Origin of the sequence: Mycobacterium seoulense, from assembly GCF_010731595.1 — a bacterium.
Lineage (GTDB): Bacteria > Actinomycetota > Actinomycetes > Mycobacteriales > Mycobacteriaceae > Mycobacterium > Mycobacterium seoulense.
Genome location: NZ_AP022582.1, coordinates 4,358,049 through 4,384,490 on the forward strand (window position 1 = coordinate 4,358,049; position 26,442 = coordinate 4,384,490).

Annotated in this window: 23 protein-coding genes; 15 read left to right on the forward strand and 8 right to left on the reverse strand. The window is 69.1% G+C overall.

All coding sequences use genetic code 11. The annotated features are described in order from the left end of the window. The first annotated feature begins 53 nt into the window (after positions 1–53). Positions 54–638: a TetR family transcriptional regulator gene (locus G6N37_RS20205; protein WP_163683148.1), complete on the forward strand. Its 585-nt coding sequence runs from the start codon at positions 54–56 to the stop codon at positions 636–638. Positions 639–930: 292 nt separating this feature from the next. Next, complete coding sequence (locus G6N37_RS20210) at positions 931–2,787, forward strand: pyruvate kinase (protein ID WP_232075581.1); 1,857 nt, start codon at positions 931–933, stop codon at positions 2,785–2,787. Here G6N37_RS20210 and G6N37_RS20215 read toward each other — a convergent pair. Beyond that, on the reverse strand, positions 2,725–3,312 hold the full coding sequence (locus G6N37_RS20215; protein WP_163683151.1) for a TetR/AcrR family transcriptional regulator: 588 nt from the start codon (positions 3,310–3,312) through the stop codon (positions 2,725–2,727). The genes G6N37_RS20210 and G6N37_RS20215 overlap by 63 nt on opposite strands. A 143-nt stretch (positions 3,313–3,455) precedes the next feature. On the opposite strand from G6N37_RS20215, the gene G6N37_RS20220 reads away from it, so the two are divergent. From G6N37_RS20220 to G6N37_RS20260, 9 genes are all read left to right on the forward strand, one after another. Next, complete coding sequence (locus tag G6N37_RS20220; protein ID WP_163683153.1) at positions 3,456–5,681, forward strand: acyl-CoA dehydrogenase; 2,226 nt, start codon at positions 3,456–3,458, stop codon at positions 5,679–5,681. Positions 5,682–5,689: 8 nt separating this feature from the next. Continuing rightward, positions 5,690–6,898, forward strand: a complete 1,209-nt coding sequence (locus G6N37_RS20225; protein WP_163683156.1) for a thiolase family protein — start codon at positions 5,690–5,692, stop codon at positions 6,896–6,898. A gap of 7 nt (positions 6,899–6,905) precedes the next feature. Then, on the forward strand, positions 6,906–7,319 hold the full coding sequence (locus tag G6N37_RS20230; protein ID WP_163683158.1) for a Zn-ribbon domain-containing OB-fold protein: 414 nt from the start codon (positions 6,906–6,908) through the stop codon (positions 7,317–7,319). 199 nt (positions 7,320–7,518) lie between these two features. Beyond that, positions 7,519–8,856, forward strand: a complete 1,338-nt coding sequence (locus G6N37_RS20235) for an amidohydrolase family protein (RefSeq protein ID WP_163683159.1) — start codon at positions 7,519–7,521, stop codon at positions 8,854–8,856. 2 nt (positions 8,857–8,858) lie between these two features. Then, complete coding sequence (locus tag G6N37_RS20240; protein ID WP_163683161.1) at positions 8,859–11,192, forward strand: CaiB/BaiF CoA-transferase family protein; 2,334 nt, start codon at positions 8,859–8,861, stop codon at positions 11,190–11,192. Position 11,193: 1 nt separating this feature from the next. Further along, positions 11,194–11,532, forward strand: a complete 339-nt coding sequence (locus tag G6N37_RS20245) for a hypothetical protein (protein ID WP_163683164.1) — start codon at positions 11,194–11,196, stop codon at positions 11,530–11,532. Between the two features lie 16 nt (positions 11,533–11,548). Then, positions 11,549–12,709, forward strand: coding sequence for a thiolase family protein (locus G6N37_RS20250; protein ID WP_163683166.1), 1,161 nt, complete (start codon positions 11,549–11,551; stop codon positions 12,707–12,709). Next, positions 12,706–13,128: a Zn-ribbon domain-containing OB-fold protein gene (locus G6N37_RS20255; protein ID WP_163683168.1), complete on the forward strand. Its 423-nt coding sequence runs from the start codon at positions 12,706–12,708 to the stop codon at positions 13,126–13,128. The genes G6N37_RS20250 and G6N37_RS20255 overlap by 4 nt, the downstream gene beginning before the upstream one ends. Before the next feature lie 6 nt (positions 13,129–13,134). Further along, entirely contained in the window at positions 13,135–13,782 is a 648-nt protein-coding gene (locus tag G6N37_RS20260; RefSeq protein WP_163683170.1) for a PadR family transcriptional regulator, read from the forward strand. Here G6N37_RS20260 and fadD1 read toward each other — a convergent pair. The 3 genes from fadD1 to G6N37_RS20275 form a co-directional block, all read right to left on the reverse strand. Further along, positions 13,727–15,364 (reverse strand): fatty-acid--CoA ligase FadD1, encoded by a 1,638-nt coding sequence (gene fadD1, locus G6N37_RS20265; RefSeq protein ID WP_163683173.1) that lies wholly within the window; start codon positions 15,362–15,364, stop codon positions 13,727–13,729. The genes G6N37_RS20260 and fadD1 overlap by 56 nt on opposite strands. Positions 15,365–15,762: 398 nt before the next feature. Next, positions 15,763–16,533, reverse strand: a complete 771-nt coding sequence (locus G6N37_RS20270; RefSeq protein WP_163683176.1) for an SDR family NAD(P)-dependent oxidoreductase — start codon at positions 16,531–16,533, stop codon at positions 15,763–15,765. A 32-nt stretch (positions 16,534–16,565) separates the two neighbouring features. Then, complete coding sequence (locus G6N37_RS20275; RefSeq protein ID WP_163683178.1) at positions 16,566–17,396, reverse strand: alpha/beta fold hydrolase; 831 nt, start codon at positions 17,394–17,396, stop codon at positions 16,566–16,568. Positions 17,397–17,460: 64 nt separating this feature from the next. Between G6N37_RS20275 and G6N37_RS20280 the strand changes: the two genes are divergently transcribed. Next, positions 17,461–18,075, forward strand: coding sequence for a TetR/AcrR family transcriptional regulator (locus tag G6N37_RS20280; RefSeq protein WP_163683180.1), 615 nt, complete (start codon positions 17,461–17,463; stop codon positions 18,073–18,075). 39 nt (positions 18,076–18,114) lie between these two features. Here the strand turns inward: G6N37_RS20280 and G6N37_RS20285 are convergent, their stop codons facing one another. The 3 genes from G6N37_RS20285 to G6N37_RS20295 form a co-directional block, all read right to left on the reverse strand. Next, a complete protein-coding gene (locus G6N37_RS20285) occupies positions 18,115–18,693 on the reverse strand; it encodes a TetR/AcrR family transcriptional regulator (protein ID WP_163685302.1) in 579 nt (192 codons plus the stop codon). 75 nt (positions 18,694–18,768) lie between these two features. Continuing rightward, entirely contained in the window at positions 18,769–20,058 is a 1,290-nt protein-coding gene (locus G6N37_RS20290) for a lipase family protein (protein ID WP_163683182.1), read from the reverse strand. Positions 20,059–20,128: 70 nt separating this feature from the next. Continuing rightward, entirely contained in the window at positions 20,129–21,076 is a 948-nt protein-coding gene (locus tag G6N37_RS20295) for an extracellular catalytic domain type 1 short-chain-length polyhydroxyalkanoate depolymerase (RefSeq protein ID WP_163683183.1), read from the reverse strand. A 74-nt stretch (positions 21,077–21,150) separates the two neighbouring features. Here G6N37_RS20295 and G6N37_RS20300 point away from each other — a divergent pair, with 74 nt between their 5' ends. After that, a complete protein-coding gene (locus G6N37_RS20300; RefSeq protein WP_163683185.1) occupies positions 21,151–21,609 on the forward strand; it encodes a MarR family winged helix-turn-helix transcriptional regulator in 459 nt (152 codons plus the stop codon). Between the two features lie 76 nt (positions 21,610–21,685). Continuing rightward, positions 21,686–21,955, forward strand: coding sequence for a DUF4242 domain-containing protein (locus G6N37_RS20305; protein WP_163683187.1), 270 nt, complete (start codon positions 21,686–21,688; stop codon positions 21,953–21,955). 7 nt (positions 21,956–21,962) lie between these two features. On the opposite strand, the gene G6N37_RS26475 is transcribed toward G6N37_RS20305, so the two are convergent. Continuing rightward, entirely contained in the window at positions 21,963–24,872 is a 2,910-nt protein-coding gene (locus G6N37_RS26475; RefSeq protein WP_163683190.1) for a helix-turn-helix transcriptional regulator, read from the reverse strand. A 159-nt stretch (positions 24,873–25,031) separates the two neighbouring features. On the opposite strand from G6N37_RS26475, the gene G6N37_RS20315 reads away from it, so the two are divergent. Continuing rightward, the gene (locus tag G6N37_RS20315; RefSeq protein WP_163683192.1) at positions 25,032–26,408 is read left to right on the forward strand and encodes an FAD-binding oxidoreductase; all 1,377 of its coding nucleotides are present in this window, start codon (positions 25,032–25,034) and stop codon (positions 26,406–26,408) included. The last annotated feature ends 34 nt before the right edge of the window (positions 26,409–26,442 follow it).

Below are 26,442 nucleotides of genomic sequence, written 5' to 3' on the forward strand. Positions count from 1 at the left end.
TGCTAAGACTATGTCTTACGATTGAGGCGTCGATTCGTCGAAAAGGTGGGGGAATGGCTGCCACGGCGTCGTTGGCCGAACGGAAGCGAACGGCGATGCGTCAGCGCATCGCCGGCGCCGCGGCTCAGCTGGTGGCCGATCGCGGTTTGGCGGGCACAACGGTGGACCGCATCGCCGACGAAGCCGACATCGGGCGGGCGACCTTCTTCCGGTACTTCAACTCCAAGGAAGACGCCGTCGCCGAGGGCATGACCGTCCATTGGCTCAACCGGATCACCACCGCGCTGGCCGCCCAACCCGAGCACCTGAGCGCCACCGACGCGGTCATCGGCGCCTTCGCGGAGCTCGCCGCCGGGTCCGCCGACATCGAGGACCGGATTCGTGAATTAGCTACTCTCACAAGGTCTTCCGAGACGCTGGACGCGTGGACGCTCCACATCTACGTGCGCTACGAGCTGGCCATCGCCGATCTCATCGCGCCGCGCCTGCCGCGGCTGGCCCCGCAAGACCCCCGGCCCCGCCTGATCGGCGCGCTGGCGATGGCGACCGTGCGGATCGCGCTGGACGACTGGCTGAGCCACGGGGGATCACTGCCGGAACGCGTGGGGCAGGGCCTGGCCGCGATCACGATCGGGTGAGCCGGGGTTCTATTCGGCAGTCCGGCAGATGCCTTCCCTAGGTGTCGCCGATCACCGACGTCAGCACCGATTGGGGACCAATGCCCCTGCTGCGGAGCGGCGGTCGCCGCTATTTTGGTGTGTGGCTTGGGGATTCGCGTGAACGGTGTTACGCGAACGTTAACACTGGGTGGCCGCCGCGATGCCAGATAACCAAGGAGTGACCGTGTCCGGTGAGCGCTTGGCCAACCAGGTGGGCGGCGCCCCGCGCCTCGCGCAGGCCGGCGTCGACGCCGGCGTCCCCGGGCGACTGGTGGATTTGCTCGATCAGATCGACGACCTCCTGACCAGCTTGTCGGACGCGGAGGCGTCCTGGGCGGGATGGCTATCGGCCGTTGCAACCGAGCATCGGTCGAGCGCGCGGAATCTGGTGCACTATTGGGCGATTCGCCAATCCGATCTGCGCGAACTGCAGGCCACCTTGGCCGAGTTCGGCCTTTCGTCGTTGGGCCGCAGCGAAGCACATGTGCAGGCCACGCTGGCGGCGGTTCGCTCGGCGATCGCCGCGATGGTGCACGGAAGCTGGCGGCCGCCGCCACCGTCAGCGGTACCGATTGCGCAGGGCTCAAGGATCCTGCGACAACGCGCGGCTGAGCTGCTGGGCCCTCAGCCCGCGCATCGCACGACCCGCATCATGGTCACGCTCCCGTCAGCGGCCGCGAGTGACGCCGAGGTGGTTCGCGAATTCGTGCAACGCGGCATGAACATCGCCCGGATCAACTGCGCTCACGACGATGTACGGGCGTGGCGCGCAATGGTCCACCACGTTCGGGACGCGGCCGCACGCGCAGGCACGACATGTCTGGTCGCAATGGACCTCGCCGGGCCGAAGCTGCGGACCGGGCCCCTGATGCCGGGGCCGCGCGTGCTCAAACTGCGTCCGCGGCGGGACGCTCTCGGTCACGTCGTCGCCCCGGCGCGAGCGTGGCTGACGTCGACCGAGGAACCGAGCGACCCGCCCGAACCCGAAATGGCATTGGTTACGGTGCCGCGGCAGTGGCTGGCCAACCGCGCCGCCGGCGATGTGCTGGCCTTGACGGACGCACGCGGGTCCAAGCGCCGACTCGTCCTCGGGTCCCTCAGTGAAATCCCCGAACCTAGCGGATTCGTCGTGTCCGGGCGGCAGACAACGTACCTGCAGACGGGGACGGTGCTGCTCGCCGAAGGCGACGAGGAACCGACCGAAGTCGGATTGCTCCCCACCACCGAGCAAAGTCTGTTGCTGCATGCCGGCGACCTGCTGCGGTTGACGCGCGACTGTTCACCGGCCCCGGTCGAGGGAAGTCAGGCGATTCCGCGCATCGGTTGCACGCTGCCCGAGGCGTTCGATCAGGCCCGTGTCGGTGACGCGGTCCACTTTGACGACGGCAGGATCGGTGGGCGGGTGGTGTCGGTCGACCGCGATGTTCTTACCGTGCGCATTGACCATCCGGAAAATGGCCGAGCCCGCCTGAAGGCCGGCAAGGGCATCAACATGCCCGATACCGACCTGCCGGTGCCGGCGCTCACGGACCGCGACGTCGTCGACCTGGCCGCGGTGGTCGAACTGGCGGATCTGGTCGATATGTCGTTCGTGCGGACCCCGTCGGATGTCGAACGGTTGCTCGATGAGCTCGACCGGCTGGGTGGCGACAACGTGGGCATCGTGCTCAAGATCGAAACCCGGCAGGGCTTCGAACACCTACCGCAACTGCTGCTTACGGCGATGCGCCGTCCCCTGGCCGGGGTGATGATCGCGCGCGGGGACTTGGCCGTCGAGTGCGGCTATGAGCGGATGGCCGAGTTGCAGGAGGAAATCCTGTGGCTGTGCGAGGCCGCGCACTTGCCGGTGATTTGGGCGACGCAGGTACTCGAACAGCTCGCCAAAACCGGCTTGCCGTCCCGCGCCGAGATCAGCGATGCGGCCATGAGCGAGCGGGCGGAGTGCGTGATGCTCAACAAGGGGCCTTACCTCAACGACGCGATCACCGCCCTCGACAACATCATGTCGCGAATGGCGGAGCACCACTACAAGAAGAACGCATTGTTTCGTCCGCTGCGGTCCTGGTCAGCGTCCATTGGCGAGAGCCTCGACGATGAGCCGCGTGGTCCGCTCGGCCCGCCGTCGTGAGTAGGGCTGGGCGCCGGACAGGATCGGGTAGACGACCCCGCCGACGATCGCGTCCGCGGCCGACTCGGCGGTGGCCCCGTCGATGCCGTCGGCGACGATCCGCGCCCTGACGCTCTCGTGCAGCGGTTCACTGAACCCACCGCGCAGTTTGACGGCGGTGTCCTCGTGCTCCATGCCCGCGGCGGTCAAGACCCGCAGCATCGCCGAGCCGCGGGCCGTCGTCAGTGTGGTCGCCAGCTTGCGCACCCACCCCGCCAGGTCGGCGGCCAGATCGTCGGTGTGATTCACCGACGCCAGGAGTTTGTCGGCGTCCTCGAGCATGACGTCGGCGACCAGGGCTGGGCGGCTGGGCCACCACCGATAGATGGTCTGCTTGCCGACCCCGGCGCGAGCGGCGACCGCCTCGATGGTCAGGCCGTCGAACCCGCGCTCGAGAAGCAGTTCGCGCGTGGCGGTGACGATCGCCCTGCGCGACTTCTCGCTGCGGCGCCTCGGCGCGCTCACCTGGGTGAGATCGCTTGGCATATGGTGATCCTCACTGCCGCGGTGGCCGGCTTTACACAGCCTGACTACCCCCGGTAGTCTGCCACAAGACGAGACGGTCCGTCTTGTAAGTCGGAAGGGTAGCAGTCCGTGCGGCCAACCTTAGTCACCTCACGGCCGTCACCGTGACCTTGGGACTGAGCCCGGAGCAACAGGAGCTCAGCGCCGCCGTCGGGCAGTTCGCCGGCCGGCACGCGCCCATCGCCGCCACCCGTGAGAGCTTCGACGACCTCGCGGCGGGGCGGCGGCCCGGATGGTGGGACGCCCTCGTGGGCAACGGCTTTCACGCGGTGCACCTGCCCGAGAGTCTCGGCGGGCAGGGTGGCCGGCTGATCGACGCCGCGTGCGTTCTGGAGGCGGCGGGCAAGGCGCTGTTGCCCGGCCCGCTGCTGCCCACGGTCACCGCCGGGGCCGTCGCGTTGCTGGCCGACCCGACGACGGCCGCCGAAGCCCTGGTGCGGGAGCTGGTCGCTGGGGTCACCGCGGCGGTCGTGCTTCCCGACGAGGGCGACTTCAGCGCACGCGCCGACGGCGGGGGGTGGCTGATCACCGGCGCGTCGGAGGTCTCCGCCGGTGTGTGTGCGGCGGGGACGGTTCTCGTCGGAGCGCGTGCGGAGGACGACGGCGTGGTCTGGGTGCTGGTGGACACCGAAAGGCCCGGTGTGACAGCGGAACCCGTCAACGGCACCGACCTGGTCGCCGACACCGGCACCTTGCGACTCGACGACTACCGGGTGGCCGGCTCCGAGGTGCTCACCGGGATCGACCCCGACCGCGCGCGGTGCGTCACGCTGGCCCTGTTGGCCAGCGCGTTGTCCGGCATCGTGCAGTGGTGCGTCGAGGCGGTCACCGCGCACCTGCGCATCCGGGAACAGTTCGGGAAGGTGATCGGCACCTTCCAGGCGTTGCAGCACAACGCGGCGATGCTGCTGGTGAGCAGCGAGCTGGCCACCGCGGCGGCCTGGGACGCGGTGCGTGCCGCCGACGAACCGATCGACCAGCATCGCATGGCGGCCGCCGGCGCGGCGGTGATCGCAATCTCACCGGTGCCCGATCTCGTCCTCGACGCGCTGACCATGTTCGGGGCCATCGGTTTCACCTGGGAGCACGATCTGCACCTGTACTGGCGAAGGGCGATCAGCCTCGCCGCCTCGATCGGCCCGGCGAATCGCTGGGCCCGGCGCCTGGGCCGGCTGACCTGCGGCCGGCAACGCGACATGTCGGTCGACCTCGGCGACGCGGAATCGGAATTCCGGTCATGGGTGGCCGAAACCTTGGACACCGCAGCGCAATTGCGTAACGACCAGCCCGGCCGCCAGGGCGACTACCCGGAGTTCGAGACGGGACCGCAGCGCACCCTGATCGCCGACGAGGGCTTGATCGCGCCGCACTGGCCGGCGCCCTGGGGACTTGACGCCGGCCCACTGCGACAGCTCATCATCGACGACGAGTTCGCCAAGCGGCCCGACCTGGTGCGTCCCTCCCTGGGCATCGCCGAGTGGATCCTGCCGTCAGTGCTGCGCGCCGCGCAGCCGGATCTGCAGGAGAAGCTGATCCCTGCGACGCAGCGCGGCGAGATCGCCTGGTGCCAGCTGTTCAGCGAGCCGGGCGCCGGATCGGATCTCGCCGCACTGTCCACGCGGGCCACGAAGGTCGACGGCGGCTGGAAGATCAACGGGCACAAGATCTGGACGTCGGCGGCGCATCGGGCGGACTTCGGGGCCCTGCTGGCACGCACCGATCCTGACGCCGGCAAACACCGCGGCATCGGCTACTTCATCGTCGACATGCGATCGGCCGGCATCGAGGTCCAGCCGATCAAGACGGCGACCGGCGACGCGCACTTCAACGAGGTCTTCCTGACCGACGTGTTCGTGCCCGACGACATGCTGCTCGGCGACCCGACCGGAGGCTGGAACCTCGCGATCGCCACGATGGCCGAAGAGCGTTCCGCCATCAGCGGTTACGTCAAGTTCGACAGGGCGGCCGCGCTACGCCGGCTTGCGGCCGCACCGGGACCGGACCGCGACGACGCGCTCCGCGCGCTCGGCGAGCTCGACGCGTACACCAACGCCATCAAGGCGCTGGGTGTACGGGAAACGATCCGGTTGCTCGACGGCCAGGCATCGGGGCCCGCCTCCAGCATCGCCAAGGTGGCGATGAGCGTCCTGCTGCGCAGGACCTTCGAGGCCACGCTGCGCTTGACCGGCCGTGCGGCGATGGTCGCCGACTCCGACCCCGACATCGTGGAGCGTTACCTGCACCTGCCCGCCGAGCTGATCGGCGGCGGCACCCGGGAGATTCAACTGAACATCATCGCGCAGATGATCCTCGGACTACCCCGAAAGTAGGACAGCCCATGGGATTACGCGGGGAAGCCGCGATCGTCGGCTACGTCGAACTTCCGCCCGAGCGCCTCAACAAGGCCTCGCTCGCCCCGTTCGCGATCGAGCAATGGGCGGAACTGTCCGCTGCCGCCCTCGACGATGCCGGATTGACCGGTGACGTCGTCAACGGGATCGTGGCATCGCACCTGGCGGAGTCCGAGATCTTCGTGCCGTCCACCATCGCCGAATACCTCGGCGTCGGTGCGCGATTCGCCGAGCACGTCGACCTCGGCGGTGCCAGCGCCGCCGCCATGGTCTGGCGGGCCGCCGCGGCGATCGAGCTGGGCATCTGTGACGCGGTGTTATGCGCGCTGCCGGCCAGATACATCACACCGTCATCGAAGAAGAAGCCCAGGCCGTTGGTCGACGCGATGTTCTTCGGTTCGTCGAGCAACCAATACGGCTCTCCCCAGGCCGAATTCGAGATCCCCTACGGCAACCTCGGCCAGAACGGCCCGTACGGGCAGGTGGCCCAGCGCTACGCGGCCGTCTATGGCTACGACGAGCGGGCGATGGCCAAGATCGTCGTCGACCAGCGGTTCAACGCGAACCACACCGAGGGCGCGATCTGGAAGGACAAGCCGCTCACGGTCGACGAGGTCTTGGCCAGCCCGGTGATCGCCGACCCGCTGCACATGCTGGAGATCGTGATGCCGTGTGTCGGGGGTGCCGCGGTGGTCGTCGCCAACGCCGACCTCGCCAGGCGTGCCCGTCATCGACCGGTGTGGATCAAGGGATTTGGTGAACACGTGCCGTTCAAGACCCCCACCTACGCAAAGGACCTGCTGCACACCCCGATCGCGGAGGCCGCCGACACCGCGTTCGCCATGACCGATCTGAGCCGGGAGCAGATGGACATGGTGTCGATCTACGACTGCTACACGATCACCGTGCTGCTGTCGCTGGAGGACGCCGGGTTCTGCGAGAAGGGCAAGGGCATGGAATTCGTCGCCGATCATGACCTGACGTTCCGCGGCGACTTCCCGCTCAACACCGCGGGTGGGCAACTGGGCTTCGGTCAGGCCGGGCTCGCCGGTGGCATGCACCACGTCTGCGACGCCACGCGCCAGATCATGGGCCGCGCGGGCGCCGCGCAGGTCGCCGACTGTCACCGTGCCTTCGTGTCCGGCAACGGCGGAATCCTGTCGGAACAAACCACGCTGATACTCGAGGGGGATTGATTCGGACATGGTCACCTTCGAACGCCCGATGCCGGTCAAAACCCCTACCAGCACGCCGTTTTGGGACGCGCTGGCACAGCACCGCATCGTCATCCAGTATTCGCCCTCACTGCGCGGCTACGTGTTCTACCCGCGGGTGCGCGCCCCGCGCACCCTGGCCGACGATCTGGAATGGCGGGAGATCTCGGGGATGGGGACGTTGTATTCCTACACCGTGGCGCGCCGCCCGGTCAGCCCGCACTTCGCCGACGCCGTCCCGCAACTGCTGGCCATCGTCGAATGGGACGAGGGGCCACGGTTTTCCACCGAGATGGTCAACGTCGACCCGGCCGACCTTCGGGTCGGGATGCGCGTTCGGCCGGTGTTCTGCGACTACCCGGAGCACGACGTCACGATGCTGCGCTACGAGCCGGCCGACTGAGCCCCTCGGGCCGGTCCCCGCGACGGCATGGACTATTAGTCCGTAACTGGCGCCGGCGCCGGGCGAAAGACGCCGCCGCGCGCGGGCGTGCTGTGCGCGTTGCAGGGCAACCGAATACGGCGACGACGAGGCCGCGCTCACGGTTGACAGTGTGATCGGCGCCATTATCTACTAGTCCTATATCACCGAGGAGCGCGGCATGCATAAGGACGATTTGATCCTGATCAGCGTGGATGATCACATCGCCGAGCCCGCCGACATGTTCGACGCCCACGTCCCCGCCAAATACAAAGACCGCGCGCCCCGGGTGGTCATCGAACCCGACGGCGTCCAGCAGTGGTACTACGGCGAGGTCCGCGGCCGGAACATGGGGCTCAATGCGGTGGCGGGCAAGCCCCGGGAGATGTACAACATCGATGCCTCCCGCTACGACGAGATGCGCCCCGGCTGCTTCAACGTCGACGAGCGGGTTCGGGACATGAACGCCGGCGGCCAGCTGGCCGGCCTGAACTTCCCCAACTTCACCGGCTTCTCCGGCCAGGTCCTCAACCAGGGTCCCGACCGCGACGTCAACCTCGTCATGATCAAGGCATACAACGACTGGCACATCGACGAGTGGTGCGCGGCCTACCCGGGCCGATTCATCCCCTGTGGCATCCTGCCGCTGTTCGACGTGGCCGAGGCGGCCAAGGAAGTCAAACGCCTCGCCGACAAGGGTTGCCACGCGGTGACGTTCTCGGAGAACCCAGAGGCGTTGCAAATGCCCAGCATTCACACCAAATACTGGTACCCGCTGTTCGAGGCGGTTTGCGAGAACACGACCGTCCTGTGCACGCACGTCGGCTCGGCGTCGCGTTCCCCGCAGGTGTCCAGCGACGCGCCGCCCAGCGTGCAGATGACGGCGTCGTCGATGATGAGCATGTTCACCTTCACCGAGCTCATCTGGGCCGAGTTCTGGGCGGACTTCCCGCAGCTGAAGTTCTCGCTCACCGAAGGCGACGTCGGCTGGATACCGTACTTCCTCTGGCGGGCCGAGCACGTCTACAACCGCCATTCGGGGTGGACGCTGGCCACGTTCCCGCCCGGGTACAGCGGGCCGGCCGACGTGTTCAAGCGGCACTTCTACACATGCTTCATCAGCGACAAGGTCGGCGTGCGCAACATGGACTGGTTCAACGAAGACATGCTGTGCTGGGAGTCCGACTTCCCCCATTCCGACAGCAACTGGCCGTTCGCGCCCGAGGACGTCATCGAGACCATGGGGCATCTCGACGATTCGGTCATCAACAAGATCACCCACGAAAACGCCATGGCCGCTTACTCGTTCGACCCGTTCCGGCACATCCCCAAGGAACGCGCCCGCGCCGGATGCCTCCGCGCCCAGGCCGCCGACGTCGACGTGGTCACGCACGTCGGCCGCCGGGCCAGCCAGCGTGACCGCGACGCGTGGACCCGGATGACCCAGTTCGCCCTGCAGGCGCAGGTGACGGCGGAAGCCGCCGGGATCGCGGGGCGCGCCACCACCCTGGGCAACTGAACGTGGCAGCCCGAGCGCCGTTCGCGGACTGGCGCGTGCTGGAGTTGTCCAACGGGATCGCGGTGTCCTACTGCGGCAAGATGTTCGCCGACGCCGGCGCCGACGTGGTGAAAATAGAATCGGCGCAGGGGGATTCGCTGCGCAGGCGGTCGGCCGGCGGGCCCGCCGGGGCGCTGTTCGGCTACCTGGCCGCGGGCAAGAAATCGGTGACCAGCGGCGGCCAGGCGGAGATCGACGCGCTGCTGGCCGGCGCCGACCTCGTGCTCACCGACCTGACCGACGGTTGGACGCTCGACGAAATCACGGCCCACACCGGCGCTTCGGCAGTGGTGGTCGCCGTGACACCGTTCGGCACGGCGGGACCCTACGTCGACGATCGGGTGATCGCCAACGAGTTCATCCTGCAGGCGTTGTGCGGCTCGACCGCCGGCCGCGGCTGGCCGGAGGACGAACCGGTGCAGGCCGGCGGGCAGCTCGGCGAGTGGCTGGCGGGCACGTTCGCCGCCGCGGTCGCCGCGGCCACCGCCCGGCATGCCGCGCGCGGCGGCCGCGGCGAGGTCATCGATGTGTCGACGTACGAGGCGATGGTCATCGCGATGGGCGGGCTGTCCGCCATGTCGGCCAGCGTGCTGGGCGCAGACTCCCTCCTGGGCCGGCGCAGTCTGGAACTGCCCTCGATCGTCCCCACGGCCGACGGCATGGTGGGCTTCTGCACCATCACCGCGCAGCAGTTCCAGGACTTCCTGGTGCTCATCGATCGTGCCGATCTGCTCGACGACGCCGAGCTGGCGTCGTTCGACGGGCGGGTCGCCCGCCGCGACGAGTTCGTCGGCATGGTCACCCAGTGGACCCAGTCGCGCACCACACAGGAGATCGTCGACCTCGCGGTCGCCTTCCGCATCCCGGTGGCCCCGATCGGGACACCCGAAATGCTGCCCAAGATCGACCATTTCGTGGAACGCGGTGTGTTCGTCGAATCCGGGGCGGGCGGGCTGCAGCCGAGGGTGCCGTATCGCAGCGACGCGATGCCGACGAGGCCGCCGGGGCGGGCGCCGCGGCTCGGCGCCGACAACGGCCGGGTTCACTGGCCGCCACGACCGGCCCCGCCTCACGGCGCCGGCGCCGACGCCCTCCCGCTGGCTGACACGCGGATCACCGATTTCACCGCCTTCTGGGCGGGGCCGGTCGCCACACAACTGCTGGGCGCTCTGGGCGCCGACGTGATCAAGGTCGAGGGGGTCCGCCGGCCCGACGGCATGCGGTTCTCCGCCGGCCGCCCGCCCAGCTGGGACCAGTGGTGGGAGTGGGGCCCGGTCTTCCTGTGCAGCAACAACAACAAGCGCGGCGTGAGCGTCGAACTCAGCACCGAGGCGGGGCGGGCCATCGCGCTGGAGCTCGTCGCCGCAAGCGATCTGGTCATCGAGAACTTCTCGCCCCGGGTGATGACGAACTTCGGTCTGGGCTGGGATGCCGTGCGCGCGGCCAACCCCCGCGCCATCATGGTGCGGATGCCGGCATTCGGGCTCGACGGTCCCTGGCGGGACCGCGTGGGCTTCGCCCAGACGATGGAGCAGGCCACCGGCATGGCGTGGATGACCGGCCACGCCGATGGGCCCCCGGTGATCCCGCGCGGCGTGTGTGACCCCATCGCGGGCCTGCACGCGGCCTTCGCCGCGGTGGCCGCGCTGGTGATCCGCGACCGCGACGGGAGCGGGATGCACGTGGAGTCCACCATGGTCGAGGCGGCGTTGAACGTGGCCGCCGAGATGATGGTGGAGTATTCCCGCAACGGAATCCAGATGCGGCGCAACGGCAATCGCGGCCCCGACGCCCGCCCCCAGGGCGTCTACCGTTGCCGGGGCGATGACGACTGGGTGGCGCTGGCCGCGACGGACGACGCGGCGCGCGCGGCGCTGGCGCGACTGCTCGGCCGGCCGGACCTGCACGACGGCGACTGGCGGGAGCGGCCGGACGAAAATGACAAGCTGATCTCGGACTGGACGGCGCGCCAGTCGGTGGGCGAAGCGGTCGAAGCGCTGCGCGCGGCGGGGGTGGCCGCGGCGCCCGTCACGCCGGCCGCGGCACTGCTGAGCGACCCGCACCTGCACGCGCGCGGTTTCTGGGAAACCGTCGACCACCCGGTCGCCGGCTCCTTCCTGTGCACGGGAATGCCGTTCGCGTTCCTCGGCCGGCCGCGGCGCTGGATCCGCCGGGTACCGCCCCTGTACGGCCAGCACACCGGCGAGGTCATGACGGAGCTGCTGGGGCGCAGCCAACGAGATCTGTCGGCGTTGCGGGAGTCGGGGACCGTGAGCGACCGGCCGGCGGGCCTGTGACATGGCCGTCACCCTCTGCGTGCCACCCCGGGCCGGCGAATTGTGCGCGCCGGTGCGCTTTTTGGTGCGCGAGGACTCGGTGGTGATGGAACTGACCGCCCGGCACCGCATCACCAGCGTCGAATGGGACGAGCGCGAGCGCGCGGTCGCGATGGTCGTCGAGATCACCGACCCGCAGACGGCGCGTCCCGTGGACGTGCGGATCGACGTCGTGGAACCGCGTCCGGGCGGCGGGCCGCCCCCCGACGCCCGCACCACGACCATCGGGACCATCACCCGTGACGGTCGGCAGTACGACGTCGTCGGCACCTACCTCGGCGTCGTGGCGGACGAAAACTAGACGCGAAGGATACGAAGTGGCAGGCACAAAACGCACCGCGGCGATCGTCGGGGTGCACAACACCCGGCAGGGTCGGCGCCTGGAGGGCGAGACCTCGCGGAGCCTGGCGCTGACCGCCATCCGCGGCGCGCTCGACGACGCGGGCCTGCGCCTCGACGACGTCGACGGGATCAGTGCGGGGCCACTGTCCACCGCGCTCATCTACGACCTGCGGCTCGGCCCGGCCTGGCAGGGGCTCGCCTTCGGCGTCGGCATGATCACCGAGGCGGCCGCCGCCATCGAGCACGGCATGGCGGACGTGGTGGTGCTGGTCGCGGCCCAGGCCGGCGAATACCGCGACCACGAGGCGACGGCGCCGTGGACCCGACCCGAGAACGAATTCGTCGCGCCCTGGGGCATGTTCACCACCGCCGAGTTCGCGCTCATCGCGCGCCGCCACATGCACGCCTACGGCACCACCCGCGAACAACTGTCGATCGTGGCGGCGACCATCCGCAACAACGGATCTCGTAACCCCCAAGCCGTCTACTACCGACGCGGACCCTTCACGCCCGACGACATCACCGCCTCCCGGCCCATCGCCGACCCGTTTCATCTCCTGGACTGCGCCACCACCTCAGAAGGCGGGTGCGCCCTGGTCGTGGCCGACGTCGAAAAGACCGACGGCGCAAGCCAACCCATCTTCCTGCTGGGCAGCGGCGCGGACTTCCACGGCCCGTCCTATCAGCACCCGCCGGCGTGGGACCTGGCCGGACGGCGGGACCGGCACGTCAACGGGGTGGTCGGCCGGCGCGCGGCCGAGCGCGCCTTCCGCCACGCCGGGTTGCGGCCCGACGACGTCGACGTGCTGGAGCTCTACGACCCGTTCTCCTTCGAAATCATCCGCCAGCTCGAGGCGTTCGGGTTCTGCGGCGAGGGCGAGGGGGGACCGTTCGTCGCCGACGGCCACATCGCCATCGACGGCAGCCATCCCATCACCACCGACGGAGGGACCATGTCGTTCAGCCATGCGGGCTCCAATCCGCAGATGATGCAGCGGGCCGTCCGGGCCGTCGAGCAGCTGCGCGGCCAGGCGGGCGAACTTCAGGTCCCCGATGCCCATATCGCGTTGTGCAGCAACGGGGGAGCGGGCGCCTTGTTCACCACGCTGCTGATCCTGGGAGACGAACCGCGGTGACCTCCGACGCCCTGCGCCCACAAACCGGTCCGGTGCCCCATGCCAGCAGCCACCTGAGCCTGCCCTTCTGGCAGGGCTGCCGGGCGGAGGAACTGCGGTACCAACGCTGCGACGCCTGCGGCCTGGCCAACTTTCCGCCGACCGAGCACTGCCGCCAATGCCTTTCGGCCCAGGTGCGCTGGGAGCGCAGCGGCGGCCTGGGCGAGATCTACAGCTGGACGGTGGTTCACCGGCCGGTGACGGCGGAATTCTCCCCGCCCTACGCACCCGCGATCGTCACGCTGGACGAGGGTTACCAGATGCTGACCAACGTCGTCGGCCTGGCGCCGGAGGAGCTGCGGATCGGCATGCGCGTGCGGGTTCAGTTCCACGCCGCCGGTCCCGACGTGACCCTGCCCTACTTCACCGGCCAGGACTAGGCCGCCGTGAGCCCCCGGCGCACCAGCAACGGCCTGCCGGTAACCGCCTACCTGGTACTGGGCGTGCTCGCCGCCAACGACGAGCAGCTCACCGCGGGCGAGATCAAGATGCGCGCAGAGCTGTCCGTCGGCCACTTCTACTGGTCGCCGTCGGTCAGTCACGTGCGGCGCGAGCTGAACCGCTTGCTGGCGCGCGGCATGGTCGGCGAGATCGGCGCCCAAGCGGGCAAGCGGGCGATCACGCTCTACGAGACCACCGATGCCGGACGTGACGCGCTGCGCCGGTGGGTGCAGCACTTCCCCGGCCAGGACCAGGTCGTCATCAAGCACCCCGTCATCCTCAAGACCTGGCTCGCCCGCGGCGAGGACCCCGAACTCATCGTGGACACCCTGGACCGGCACCTCGAGGCGACCCGGGCGCGGCTGGACGAGGCGCTGTGGTCGCGGCAGCGGTCGCGCGAACTCGGCATCAGCGCCGACCCGGACCAGCGCTTCTCGTTCGCCGTTCTGGACTACGCGATCCGAGGCCTGTACGCGGAGCTCTCCAACATCACGCAGCTGCGCGACGAGATCGCCGGCGGCACAACGCGAGACCCCGTCAAGCGGGTGCGACGGGCGAAGGGCCAGATCCGCCGCCGGGTACCCCCGGGCTAGGCGCCGCGACCGTATAGGCGGTGCCGCGCGGTTCGCGCTCCCAGAGCGTTTCGCCCGCACCGATGGCCGTCCCTTCGCCGATCAGTTGACGCTTGAGCACCTTGTGGGTGGCGGTGCTCGGCAGGTCGGCGGCGACGCGAACGTAGCGTGGGCGGGCCTTCGGGGACAGGTCGGGCTGAGCGTCGAGGAACGCCTCGAACGCGTCGGGGTCCAGGGTGTGCCCCTCGTTGAGCACGATCGCCGCCATCACCTGATCGCCGACGCGCCCGTCCGGGACGGCGTACACCGCGGCGCGGTTGATCGAACTGTGCCGCAACAGGATCCGCTCGATCGGTGCGGCGGCGAGGTTCTCCCCGTCGACCCTCATCCAGTCGGCCGTGCGGCCGGCCAGGTAAATCCAGCCGTCGGAGTCGCGGTAGGCGAGGTCACCCGACCAGTACATGCCGTGCCGCATGCGTTCGGCGTTGGCGTCCGGGTCGTTGTAGTAGCCGGTGAAGAAACCCGATCCCGCCGTGTTGACCAACTCGCCCACGGCCTCGTCGGCGTTGACCAGGGCGCCGTCGGCGTCGAACCGCGCGACCGCGCACTCGGTGACGGTGTCGCTGTTGTAGATCGCCACCCCGTCGACCCCTTTGCCGATCGAGCCCTTCGGCGTGCCGGGTTCGCGGATCACGATGACCGCGTTCTCGGTCGAGCCGAAGCCGTCCTCCACCTGCACGTCGAAGCGCCGCGCGAACTCCTCGATGTCCTTGTCGTTGGCCTCGTTACCGAACGCCACCCGCAGGGGATTGTCGGCGTCGTCGTCGCGCTCGGGCGTGGCCAGGATGTAGGCGAGCGGCTTGCCCACGTAGTTCATGTACGTCGCCCCGTAATGACGGATGTCGTCGAGGAAGCTGCTGGCCGAGAATTTCGCCGGCACGATCGCGGCGCCGGAGACCACCGCGGGCGCCCATCCGGCGACGACCGCGTTGGAGTGGAACAGCGGCATCGACACGTAGCAGGTGTCCTGCTCGGATAGCGCGAAGCGCTCGACCAGGTTGATGCCGGCGAACGTTGCCATCAGGTGCGATACCTGCACCGCCTTGGGATTCCCGCTCGTTCCCGAGGTGAAGATCATCATGAACGGGTCCATCGCGGTCACCTGCCGGCGCGGCTCCAGTTCGCCGGCTTCCTCGACGAGCTCGGCCCACTGCGGGGTCGAGGTGTCGAGGACGAGCGTTCCCTCGAGGTCGAGGCCGTCCAGCAGTGGCCGGTGTTCGGCGTCGGTGACGAGAAACTGGCAATGCGCGCGCCGGACGTCGGCCGCCAGCGCCTCGCCGCGCCGCGTGTTGTTCAGGCCGCACAGCACGTAGCCGCCCAGTCCCGCCGCGGCCATCTGGGCCAGCATCTCGGGGTTGTTACCCAGCAGGGCGCCGACGTGCATCGGCCGGCCGGGGTCGGCCGCGGAGATCAGGGCCGCCGCCCGCTGCGCCGCTCCCGCCAGGTACTGACTCCAACTCCATTGCAGGCCGCGGTGTTTGACCGCGACGCCCGGGTCGGACAAGCGTCTGCGCAGCAGCGCCTGAATCGTGTCGTCAGTCATCGGTCGGAATCACTTTCACTCTGCCTCGCCACTGCGAGACGAGACGGTCCGTCTTATGGTAGCGACCGGCCGAAGGTCGCAAAATCGCGGCGGTTGATGGACGTCGTCGGCATTCCAGACTGGCAGGGCGTCCACCGACCCCGTTGTGGATGTTCATGCCAGATTTGCCCAGGATTCCCTTTCGAACACTGCGTGTATAGCGGCTCCCTTCGTATTGAACGGCGAACATGGCCTCATGCTGTTTGAGTTGCACAGGTCGCTGATTCTGCTCAGGAATCGAGCGCGAGAATTTCATCGCCAGGTCTCACAATCACGATCGATGGATCTCTCCGGCCGGCGACGTCACGGTGGTCGACCGGCCGTGCCGAAAGACGACGAGCAACGCTGATTCCCCGCCGTTATCCGCCCACCATCATCAGACCGCCGTCGACCGCCAGCAGCTGCCCGGTGATGAATCCGGAACCGGGCCCGGCGAGAAAGACCAGCATCGGGCCGAGATCGCGGGCGGGATCGCCCAGCGCGCCGCCCAGCGGGATCATCATCTGCATCTGCTGGTCGATGAACGCACTGGCGTCGGGGCCGAGGAACTCGCGCAGCCGGTCGGCGCCGGCCGTCTGCACCGCCGGCGCCAACGCGTTGACGGTGATCTTGTCTCCCGCCCATGCCTTGGCGGCCGAGCGCGTCCACGCCTGGACCGCGCCCTTGGTCGCGGCGTAGACGGCCGAAATGGGGCTGCCCATCACGGCTTCCGACGAGCCGAAGTTGATGATCCTGCCGCCCTTGGGATCCTGGCCCTTCATCACGGCGTAGGCGGCCTGGTTGGTCAGGATGGTGGCCTTGACGTTGGTGTCCAAGAGGAACGAGATCTCGTCGACGCTGATGTAGCCGGGAATCCCGGCCTGCCACAGCCCCGCGGCGTTCACCAACACGTCGAGCCCACCCAGGCGGTCGGCGGCCTGCCGCACCGTCGCCGAGACCGCGTCGGCGTCGCGCACATCGCACTGCAGCCAGGTGGCCGCGAGACCGTCCGGCGGTGGGGTCTGGTGATAGGTGGCGGCCACCTCGGCCCCCGCCGCGGCGAGGGCTCCGACGGCGGCCGCGCCGATTCCGGTCGCGCCGCCGGTGACCAGGATCCGCCGGCCTTGCAGCGGCGCCGTCGTATCTGACATGGGCAAGACGCTACCGCCGGCGGCGCGGGCGGTTACGTGCGCACGGCGATCGTGGACAACAGGTCGGCGAGCCGGTCGGGCTGGTCGATCATCGAGAAGGTCCTGGCGCCTTCGATGACCTCGAGGCGGGCGTTGGGGATGGTGGCGGCCAGCCGGGCGCCGTCCTCCTGCTCGAAGAACACATCGTCGGCCGACCACGCGACCAGGGTGGGCTTGTCGAACTCGGGCAGCCGGGCCGCGACGCCCGTCGTCACCTCCGTGCGCATTGACAGGGTGAACTGGCGCAGGTCTTCGGCGATGCGAGGGTCGGACAGCCCCGGGCGCACCCAGGCCTCGGTGAGATCGTCGATGTTGCGATGGGCCAGCCCGTCGAACGCGCGCTTGCGCGCAGCCGGCACCCGCATCGCCTGCGCCACGGCCCGGAACGTCGTCTTCGCCTTGGCCGCCAGGATCACCGGCTTGAGGATCGGCGGCGGAAAGTGTTCGAACGCATCGCAACTCGTGAGCACCAGGGCGCCGAGCCGCTCGGGGTGGTGGACGGCCACCAGTTGGGTGACCACCCCGCCGGTGTCGTTGCCGACCAGCACCACGTCCTCGAGGCCGAGGGCGGCCAGCACCTCGGCGACCATGCCCGCCACGCCGGTGATGGTTCGATCGGCGCCGCGGCGCAACGGCTCGGGATGGGCGCCGAGCGGCCACGTCGGGGCGATGCAGCGCAGCCCGAGGTCGGCAAGGCGGCCACTGACCTGGCGCCACAGCTGGCCACCCATCATGTACCCGTGTACGAAGACCACCGGCCTGCCGCTGTCGGGTCCGGTTGCTTCGTAATGGATGATTCCGGCGCTAATGTCGATCGTCGGCATAGAGAACTCCTACTTCGATACACTTACAAACAGGCTGTCTGTTCGTAAGTTACCAACAGGTTGTATGGAAATCAAGAGACGGACCCAGGAAGAGCGCTCCGCGGCAACCCGCGTTGCGCTGATCGCGGCCGCCCGCCAGCTGTGGGGCCGTCGGGGCTATGCCGAGGTGGGGACGCCGGAGATCGCGACCGCCGCGGGGGTGACGCGCGGCGCGATGTACCACCAATTCGCGGACAAGGCAACGCTTTTCCGCGAGGTCGTGGAGGCCGTGGAGCAGGACGTGATGGCGCGGATGGGCACGTTGGTGGCCGGGTCGGGGGCAACCACGCCGGCGGATGCGATCCGTGCCGCGGTCGACGCGTGGCTGGAGGTCTCCGGCGATCCCGAGGTTCGCCAGCTGATGTTGCTGGACGCCCCCAGCGTGCTGGGCTGGGCCGGTTTTCGCGACGTCGCCCAGCGGTACAGCCTGGGCATGACCGAACAGCTGATCACCGAGGCCATCCGCGCCGGCCAGCTGCCCAAGCAACCGGTGCGGCCGTTGGCGCACGTGCTGATCGGTGCGCTCGACGAGGCGGCCATGCTCATCGCCACCGCCGAGGATCCGAAACGCATGCGCCGGGAGACCCGGCAGGTGCTGCATCGGCTGATCGACGGGATGCTGAACGAACCCGCGCGCTGAGACCCTCCAAGGGCTGAGGCCCCGCGACGCACTGTTGCTTCAACCTCCGCCGCCATCTCCTCGCTCGCGAACCACGGCGACGCCCGCGATGACGCCCTGGATGAGCCGGTCGAGGTGGTCGGCGCTTGCGACCGCGGGCTGCCCCGCGACGAACGTCAGCATGATCCCGTTGATCAGGGCGAGCGTGGCGATCGCCTGGTCTTCGACGAGCGCCGGGTCGGGGGCGCTGCCGTCCGGATGCCAGTGGGCGACGACGTCGCGGGCCAGGGTGTAGAGCCGCTGCGCGGACTCGTCCAGGGTGGTGGCCAGTTCGGGGTCCCGGCCCGCGAGCAACGCGAGCTCGTAGCGCGCCTTGGCGCGGGTCAGCCACGGTTCGCTGTTGACGTACATGACGATGCGGGCCAGCCCCGCGGTGCCGGTGAATTGCGCGGCCGGATCCTCGGCGAGCTCGGCCATCCGGGAAAAGTCGGCCACGTCGAGCTCGGCCACGCGCGCCGCGGCCGCGTGCAGCAGCGCCTTACGGGTCCGGAAGTAGAACGACGCGGTGCCGGCCGGCACGCCGGCGCGATCATCAACCCGGGGGTGGCTGACGCCGTGAACCCCGTTGGTGCCCAGCAGCTCGATCGCGGCGTCCGCGAGCTGGCGGCGCCGCTCGGGCGCGTTGTGCTTTCTGCGTGCTGGGATTGGTCCAGTCTAAAACTGGCCGCAGTTGGGTGCCGTCGGTTCTCCGTTGAATCGGGCGGCGATCCACTGCATGGCCGGCTCGCCGTCGACGAGCATGGGCAACGCGTGGTTGATGATGAGCTTGTTCAGGAACGGTGGTTCCTCGTTGGTCCGGAACTCCACGTCGGCACCCTGGGCGCACCAGTCGCGACCGAGTTGATTGGCCGCGGTCCACGGCACCAGTGGGTCGTAGTGGTTGCTGTTGATCAGCACCGGCGCGTTGGGTTTGTAGCGCCCGAGCCGCTGGTCCTCGAACAGGGTGTTGAACGGCTCCTCGTTGACCAGCTGATTGATGTCTTCGGTGAAGTAGGGCTGGATATGGCGAAACATGAAGTCCAGCAGGGTCTGCCCGACGCACTGGCGCGAAACTGATTCGAGCATCGCCAGCCCACGCGGGGTCATCTTGGAACGGATGACGTCGGCGAACTCCGGGTAGGCGGCCATGACGCTGTTGAGGGCGTACCCGACGACGCCGACCAGGACGCTCCCGTCCGCGTACGGCAACAACTCCTTGAGGTTGGCGGGCGGCGCCCCGGCGTAGGTCCCCACGATATGGAGATCGGGCGCGTAGGCCGACGCCAACTCGGCCGCCGACGCGGTCGCGCCCCCGCCCTGCGAGTAGCCCCAAAACGCCACCGGCCCATGGGGATCCAGCGATGTTCCCGGCAGCTTCATGGCCGCGCGGGCGGCGTCGAGGACCGCCTGCCCCTCGGCCACGCGGCCGACGTAGGTGTGCATGGAGGTGGTGCCGAGGCCTTCGTAGTCGGTCATCACGATCGCGAAACCGCGGGCGACCATCGTCGCGACGAACAGTTCCTCGTAGTTGAACATGATGTCCCACCCGCCCGAATAGTGGATGCCCTGGTTGAACATTCGCGACGGGGCGCACTGGTTGCCCTGGCCTTGGGTGCCCGGTGCGTAACTGATCAAGGGCCGCGGCCCGCGGCCCGGCCAGTCGTTGTAGGGCTCGAAGTAGGTGCCGGTGACCGCGATCGGGTTGCCCCGGGTATCGGTGCTGCGGTACATGATTCGCGTGCCGGTGGCCATGATCGCGCCCAGCTGGCCCGATGGCTCCAGCACCAGTCGGGACGGTTCGGTGCGGATCAGATCGCCCGGCTGGCCGGGCGGCAAGGGGTCGGGCGGCGTGTAGAACTCCGCGTACTGCGGTTCGTCCCCGCCATCGGCGCGGGCGATGCCCGGGCCGACGAGCGTGGCGAGGATGACCAGCAGCACGGCGAAAGCTCCCCCAACCCGGCGCATTACGGAACGGTAACAATCGGAGGCCACCGGCGGAAGGGCGTTCTCTAAAATTTTAGAGATTTGCCCCGTCCTAACGATGGTGCTGAGCGAAGAACCGCCAGATCGTGTCGGTGGCGTTCAACGCCGTCGACGGTGCGGGGATGCCCGCGAGCTTCTCGGCAAGGGGGCTGGGCTCGCCGCCCGGCCATTGATGGCCCGCGCCGGCCACCGAGATCAGCTCGACCGTGCGCCCGTCGGCGCATCCGGCGATCTGTGTCGTCACGTCGCCGGTGGTGCTCGAGGTCGGCGGCCCGCACGCGTCGATGGCGCGCCAGGTGGCGTTGACGGACTGCGCGGAAGGGCCGTCGACGCGGGCGGTCCCGTTGACTGTGAACGCCTTTCCCGGTCCGCCGTCGTAGGGGACCCGATCGTCGGCCGTGCCGTGGACCTGCAGCACCGACGCGGGCCGCGCGCGCGAACAGTCGGTCAGGAGCGTGCCGGCCACCGGTGCGATCGCGGCGAACAGGTCGGACTGGCAGCCGAGCCGAAGCGCCATCATGGCCCCGTTCGACATGCCGGTGACATAGACGCGCGCCCGATCGATGGGGATCTGTTGCTCGATGGCGCCGACCATGGTCGTGATGAAGCCGACGTCGTCGGCGTCCACGCGCTGCGGTTCGCCGCAGCACGTCCCGGCGTTCCAGGCGCGGTTGAGCCCGTCGGGGTACGCGACCAGGAAATGCCCGGCGTCGGCCTCGGCGTCCCAGTGATAGGCCCGCTCGGCCTGCTCGCCGGTGCCGAAGCCGCCGTGCAGCATCACCACCAGCGGCGCCGCATCGGTCAATCCCTGGGGTCGGTACAGGTGAAAGGTCCGGCTTGCGCCGCCTGAGCCGACGCTCTGGGTGGACTGACCGATCGGGATCGATTGCGCGCCGGGCGTTCCCAGCGCATGGCCGCCGCCGCCCAGGCACCCACCGAGCACGGCGGCCAGGGCGGCGACGAGGCAGAAGCTGACGGGCCGCGCGCGTCGGGATCGCATGACGCCATCGTGGCACCCGGCGGTGCGATTGACAAGTTACTTGTCAATTTTGTCGCAGGTGGCACACTCTCCCCATGCGACGCCCCGTGCCTCCCGACTGGCAACCCACCGTGCCTGCGCTGGTGAACCTGGTGGCCGCGTCCGGGGCGCCGCGGTTGCGGGCGGCGTTTGCCGCCGCGGGCCTCGACGGGATCCGCCCGGCGCAAGCGGTCGCCCTCATGCCGCTGGCGGCCGGGGGGCTGCACGCCTCGGATCTGGCCGATCGGCTCCAAGTGAGCCGCCAGGCGGTGGCCCAGGCGATCACCGGCCTGGAGCGACATGGCTACGTCACCCGGGTGCCCAATCCTCTCGACGCGCGGGCCCGAATCATCGAGCTGACGCCGCGCGGTCGGCACGCACTGCGGGTAATGCGTTCCAGCGCCGTCGATTTGGAGGGACGCTGGGAGCGGATTTTGGGGCGGCGGCGATTGGCCGAGCTGCGCGAGACCTTGCAGATGTTGCTCGGCGATCAGGCGGAGTCGGCGGGGGACTGACGCCCGCCGAAAATTCCCGTGTCCTCACCGTCGTCGACGGCTTAGGCTCGACTCAAGACAGTGACAGGAGTCCGCCGTGCCCATCTTCATGGTCGAGCGCAACTTTGCCGAGGAATTGGAACCGAGCCTCGAGGCTGCCGACGGTATCAACCGGATCAACGACCTGGAGGGCGTTCGCTGGATGTATTCGTTCCTGTCGGCGGACAAGCGGAAGACGTACTGCCTCTATGAGGCGCCGTCGCCGGAGGCCATCAGGTCCGCGGCCGCCCGTGCGGGCCTGCCCGCCGACACCGTCGTCGAAGTGAAAGACCGCCTGATGCCGGACGGGGCGCTGTCCGACATCTGACGCGGCGTTACCCCAGGAGTTCGTGATCGGCGGCGTACATCGCCGCCTGTGTGCGGTTCGCCGCTCCCGTCTTGATCAGGATGTTGCGCACATGGTTGGCCGCGGTGTTGGTGCTGATGAACAGGCGTTCGCCGATCGCCCGGTTACTCAACCCCTCAGCGAGCAGCCGCAGCACCTCGACCTCCCGTTCGGTCAGACCGTCGGGACCCATGGGAGGCGCGGCGAGCACCGAATCCGCCAGGTCGACGACCCGGGTCTGGCCGATCGCGCCGGCGACGGTCCGTGCTTCGCCGGCGAGCCGCCGAGCTTCTTCGGTGCGTCCGCACGACGCGGCGAACAACGCGTGCCGGGCCAGCGTCTCGCTGATGTGGACCACCGAGCCCATCCGGCGGTCCATCTCGATCGCGGCGGCGAAGTGCCGCTGGGCCGCGGCGCCGTCCCCACAGAGCGCCGCCATTCGGGCCAGATACCGGTCTGCGCTGCCGAACAGCGCGACGAACTGGCCGGCCACCAAATTCTTCCCGGCATAGCGGGACACGAACGGGCGCAGCGCGTGGACCGCTTCGCGGTTGGAAAGTTCCAATGCCGCCTCCACCATGAACACCAGCTCCATCGGCCACTGCGCATCCTCGAGGCGGTCGCCGAGGTTGCGGTTGAGCAGCCGATTCAGCGCGCGGGTCATGCCGTGTTCGCATTGGAGCTCGGTGTACAGGGCGAGCAGGCCGGGCACCCAGCGGCCCGCGAATGTCTCGCTGCCGTCGATGAACCCGCCGAATCTTTTCAGATCGCCGGTCTCGCGGCGAATCATGAACATCTGGACCCCATTCGAGCCCTCGGTGTCCTCGGCGCCGAACAAATCCCCCGTGCGCAAGGCGAGATCGGCCCATCGTTCGGCGCCGGCGAAGTCGCCGCGCAGGTAGGCCAGCGCTTGCTCGATGCAGGCGCCGACGAAACCGAAGGAGGGTTGTCCGCAGGCCTGGGCCGCCCGGCGCATGTCGGCGGTCGCGGCGGCCAGGCCGTCGGGCCGGCCGGCCAGGTAGCTGACCAGGGCGTGGAAATGTGAAGCCGCGCCCAATGACTCGTAGTCGCGGCGTGCCAGCGCCATGCCGGACACCTCGGCCGCACGCTCCGCCTGGACCGCACTCATTTCCGGGGTGAGGCCCTGCCACAGGCTCGTCTTCAAGGTGTGCAACAGGACCGCCGGGTCGCCGATGGCCCGCGCGCGCTCGATCGCGTCGGCGCCGACCTCGCGGGCCCGTGCCGCCTCGCCCGCGAAGGCCAGCGCTCGACCGAAGCTGCCGAGCGCCTGCACGTAGCGTGGGTCATCGGCTTGCAGCCCGGACGATTCGAGGGCCGACGCCAGCAAGTCGGCCGCCCTCGAATTCGACTGTCCGGGGCGCCAATTGGCCTCCTCGTAGCCGACGGCCGCCTCCAACCGCGTCAGCGGGTCGTCCATCGCGCCGATGCGTTCGTAGATAACCCGCGCGAGCGCAAATGAGGCGCCGCGCACATGGTTGGCGGCGGCGTCGAGGTGCAGCCTGGCCCGCTCGGCGAGGCTGAGCTCGGGAAGCGACGCCGCCCGCTCGAACCACTTCGCGGCGTCTTCGTAGGCCAGGCTCTGTTCGGCCATCCGGGCCGCCCGGCGCGCGTACTGCAACGCCTTGTCGTGGTAGCCGAGCACGTGCGCGCGCAGGAAATGGTTGGCCAGGCGCGGAACGAGCGCGGGGTCCGCGCGTCCCTCGAGGGCCTCGGCGGCGCGCGCGTGCATGACCCGCAGCCGCGAGGCCGCCATCCCGGCGAGCACCGCCTCGCGGGTCAGCGCGTGCACGAACGCGAACTCACCGTCGGAGTCGTGGACCGCGCGCACCAATCCGACGGCCTCGGCCGAATCGATCGCCGCCAGCGTCGCGCCGACCTCCGTTTCGCATGTCGAGACGAGCGCCGGCAGGTCGAACGTTTGGCCAAGCACCGCTGCCTGCTCGATGACCGCACGCACACCGGCCCCCAGGCCGGCGAGGCGACGGGCGATGGCGTCTCCGATCGACGCGGGGACCGTCTGATGCGTCCCCAATGTCGCCAGGCCGCCGCGGATTTCGAGGTCGTTGACCAGTTCGGTCAGGAAGAACGGGTTTCCGCCGGTTTTCTCGCGCAGCAGGGCGGCGGCCGTGCGCGCCGACGCCGGGGCCATCTGCTGGGTGCGCGCCACGAACTCGGCGATCGCCTCGGTGTCCAGGCCCGCCAAATCCAGCCGCCGCACCCCGTCGAACCGGTGCAATTCGGCCAGCCGGGTGGCCAGATCGTCGGACCGGTCGGGCTCGGTCGTGCGGAAGGTGATCACGACCAGCATGCGAACGTCGGCACACCCGATCAGGACGTGCTCGAGCAGCGCCAGCGTGGGGAGCTGCGCCCAGTGCAGGTCGTCGAGGATCAACGCGATCGGGCGATCGACCGCCAGTCGCCGCAGAAAGCCGGTCATCGCGTCGAAGAGGGCCTGCCGCGCCGGCCCGGCGTCCGCGGCGGGGCCGTCGTCCGGCACATGCCGGCCGACTTGCGGCGACAGTCGCCGCAACTGCGACCCCGCGTCGCTGAGTGGTTCGGCCATCGAACCCGGCGGACCGGCGATCAGCAGCCGGTCGAGCGCTTCGGCGAAGGGCGCGTAGGGCACATCCTCGTCGGCCGTCGAACTTCCGACGAGCACCGCGACGCCGTGGTCGAACAGCGTGCCCGCCACCTCCGCGGCGAGCCGCGTCTTACCGGCCCCCGGCTCGCCGCCGACGAAAACCGCCTGGCGGTTGCCCCGCTCGACCCGCTCCCAGGCCTGCTCGAACACCGCGAGTTCCGCGCCGCGACCCACCAGCGGGCCGCGGCGACGAGCGATGAGTTCGGCCGGGAGCGGGGGCGGCACCCACTGCGCCATGCAAACAAGGTAACCGCGGCAGTGTGGGTGGGTCGATAGTCAGATGTGACTATCGTGGAAGGCCTCGGAAATGCTCGGTTGTGGTCATGACGCGCGGCTCACCGGACTCGTAGCGTCGCCATATCAACACCCGCGAGCAAACCCAAGGAGGTGTGGGCGATGAGCCTCACAACCGCAACCGATGAATTACGGGCCAGGCTCGGCTCGCAGGTAATCCTCCCCGACGACTCCGGTTACGACGAGGCGCGCGCGTTGCACAACGGCATGATCGACAAACGGCCGGCGGTGATCGTCCGCTGTCAGTCGGCTGCCGACATCGCGGGCGCGCTCGAATTCGCCCGGAGGTCAGGACTTGCGGTCGCCGTCCGCGGGGGCGGCCACAACGGTCCCGGATTCGGTTCGGTTGACGGCGGCCTCGTCATCGATTTGTCGCTGATGAACCTCGTCGACGTCGACCCGGGAAGGCGCACCGCCCGGGTACAGGGCGGTGCGACGTGGGCACAGGTCGACGCCGCGACGCACGCGTACGGTCTGGCGACGCCGACCGGCATCGTCTCCACCACGGGTGTCGGCGGCCTGACCCTCGGCGGCGGCCACGGGTACCTCACCCGCAAGCACGGCCTCACCATCGACAACCTGTTGGAGGCCGAGGTCGTGCTGGCCGACGGCAAGGTGGTGACGGCGTCGGAATCCGAGCACCCCGACCTGTTCTGGGCGCTGCGCGGCGGCGGCGGAAACTTCGGCGTCGTCACGTCGTTCACCTTCCGGCTGCACCCGGTCCACACGGTGATCTGCGGTCCCACCGCCTGGCCCGCCTCGGCCACCGCCGACATCCTCACGTGGTATCGGGATTTCATCCCGGCTCAGGACGAGGATCTCTACGGATTCTTCGCGGCCATGACGGTCCCACCGGTGGCGCCGTTCCCCGAGGCGTTCCACCTGCAGAAGGCCTGCGCCGTGGTCTGGTGCTACACGGGCGACCCCGCGGGCGCCGAGGAGGCGTTCGCGCCGGTCCGGCAGATGGAGCCCGCCTTCGACGGCCTGGGTGCCGCGCCCTTCCCGGCACTGCAGTCCACCTTCGACGCCCTGTATCCCAAAGGCCTGCAATGGTATTGGCGCGGCGACTTCTTCCGGACGGTGCCCGACGGCGCGGTGGCCGCCCACGCCCGCTTCAGCGAACAACTGCCGACCATGCACTCCACGATGCACCTGTATCCGATCGACGGGGCGGTCCACCGCGTCGGTGCGTCCGAGACGGCATGGGCGTACCGGGATTCCAACTTCTCGCAAGTCATCGCCGGAGTCGACCCCGACCCGGCGAACGCAAAACTGTTGAAACGCTGGGCCGTCGACTACTGGGACGCGACCCACCCGTACTCGGCCGGCGGTGCGTACGTGAACTTCATGATGGACGAGGGCCAGGAGCGGGTCCGGGCGACCTACGGCCCGAATTACCAGCGGCTCACCGAGGTCAAGGCGCAATACGATCCGAGCAACGTCTTCCGCATCAACCAGAACATCCTGCCGGCGGGCTGACGGGGCATACTGTGTGCTCGGGGCGCTTTACGCA

What these genes read in the sequence shown, in the direction of transcription:
- G6N37_RS20290 (WP_163683182.1), bottom strand. Translation starts at nt 20,058, where the DNA reads ATGCGCCGGGTTGGGGGAGCTTTCGCCGTGCTGCTGGTCATCCTCGCC.
- G6N37_RS20275 (WP_163683178.1), bottom strand. Translation starts at nt 17,396, where the DNA reads ATGCCGACGATCGACATTAGCGCCGGAATCATCCATTACGAAGCAACC.
- G6N37_RS20235 (WP_163683159.1), top strand. Translation starts at nt 7,519, where the DNA reads ATGCATAAGGACGATTTGATCCTGATCAGCGTGGATGATCACATCGCC.
- G6N37_RS20230 (WP_163683158.1), top strand. Translation starts at nt 6,906, where the DNA reads ATGGTCACCTTCGAACGCCCGATGCCGGTCAAAACCCCTACCAGCACG.
- G6N37_RS20225 (WP_163683156.1), top strand. Translation starts at nt 5,690, where the DNA reads ATGGGATTACGCGGGGAAGCCGCGATCGTCGGCTACGTCGAACTTCCG.
- G6N37_RS20215 (WP_163683151.1), bottom strand. Translation starts at nt 3,312, where the DNA reads ATGCCAAGCGATCTCACCCAGGTGAGCGCGCCGAGGCGCCGCAGCGAG.
- G6N37_RS20245 (WP_163683164.1), top strand. Translation starts at nt 11,194, where the DNA reads ATGGCCGTCACCCTCTGCGTGCCACCCCGGGCCGGCGAATTGTGCGCG.
- G6N37_RS20270 (WP_163683176.1), bottom strand. Translation starts at nt 16,533, where the DNA reads ATGTCAGATACGACGGCGCCGCTGCAAGGCCGGCGGATCCTGGTCACC.
- G6N37_RS20280 (WP_163683180.1), top strand. Translation starts at nt 17,461, where the DNA reads ATGGAAATCAAGAGACGGACCCAGGAAGAGCGCTCCGCGGCAACCCGC.
- G6N37_RS20205 (WP_163683148.1), top strand. Translation starts at nt 54, where the DNA reads ATGGCTGCCACGGCGTCGTTGGCCGAACGGAAGCGAACGGCGATGCGT.
- G6N37_RS20315 (WP_163683192.1), top strand. Translation starts at nt 25,032, where the DNA reads ATGAGCCTCACAACCGCAACCGATGAATTACGGGCCAGGCTCGGCTCG.
- fadD1 (WP_163683173.1), bottom strand. Translation starts at nt 15,364, where the DNA reads ATGACTGACGACACGATTCAGGCGCTGCTGCGCAGACGCTTGTCCGAC.
- G6N37_RS26475 (WP_163683190.1), bottom strand. Translation starts at nt 24,872, where the DNA reads ATGGCGCAGTGGGTGCCGCCCCCGCTCCCGGCCGAACTCATCGCTCGT.
- G6N37_RS20300 (WP_163683185.1), top strand. Translation starts at nt 21,151, where the DNA reads ATGCGACGCCCCGTGCCTCCCGACTGGCAACCCACCGTGCCTGCGCTG.
- G6N37_RS20295 (WP_163683183.1), bottom strand. Translation starts at nt 21,076, where the DNA reads ATGCGATCCCGACGCGCGCGGCCCGTCAGCTTCTGCCTCGTCGCCGCC.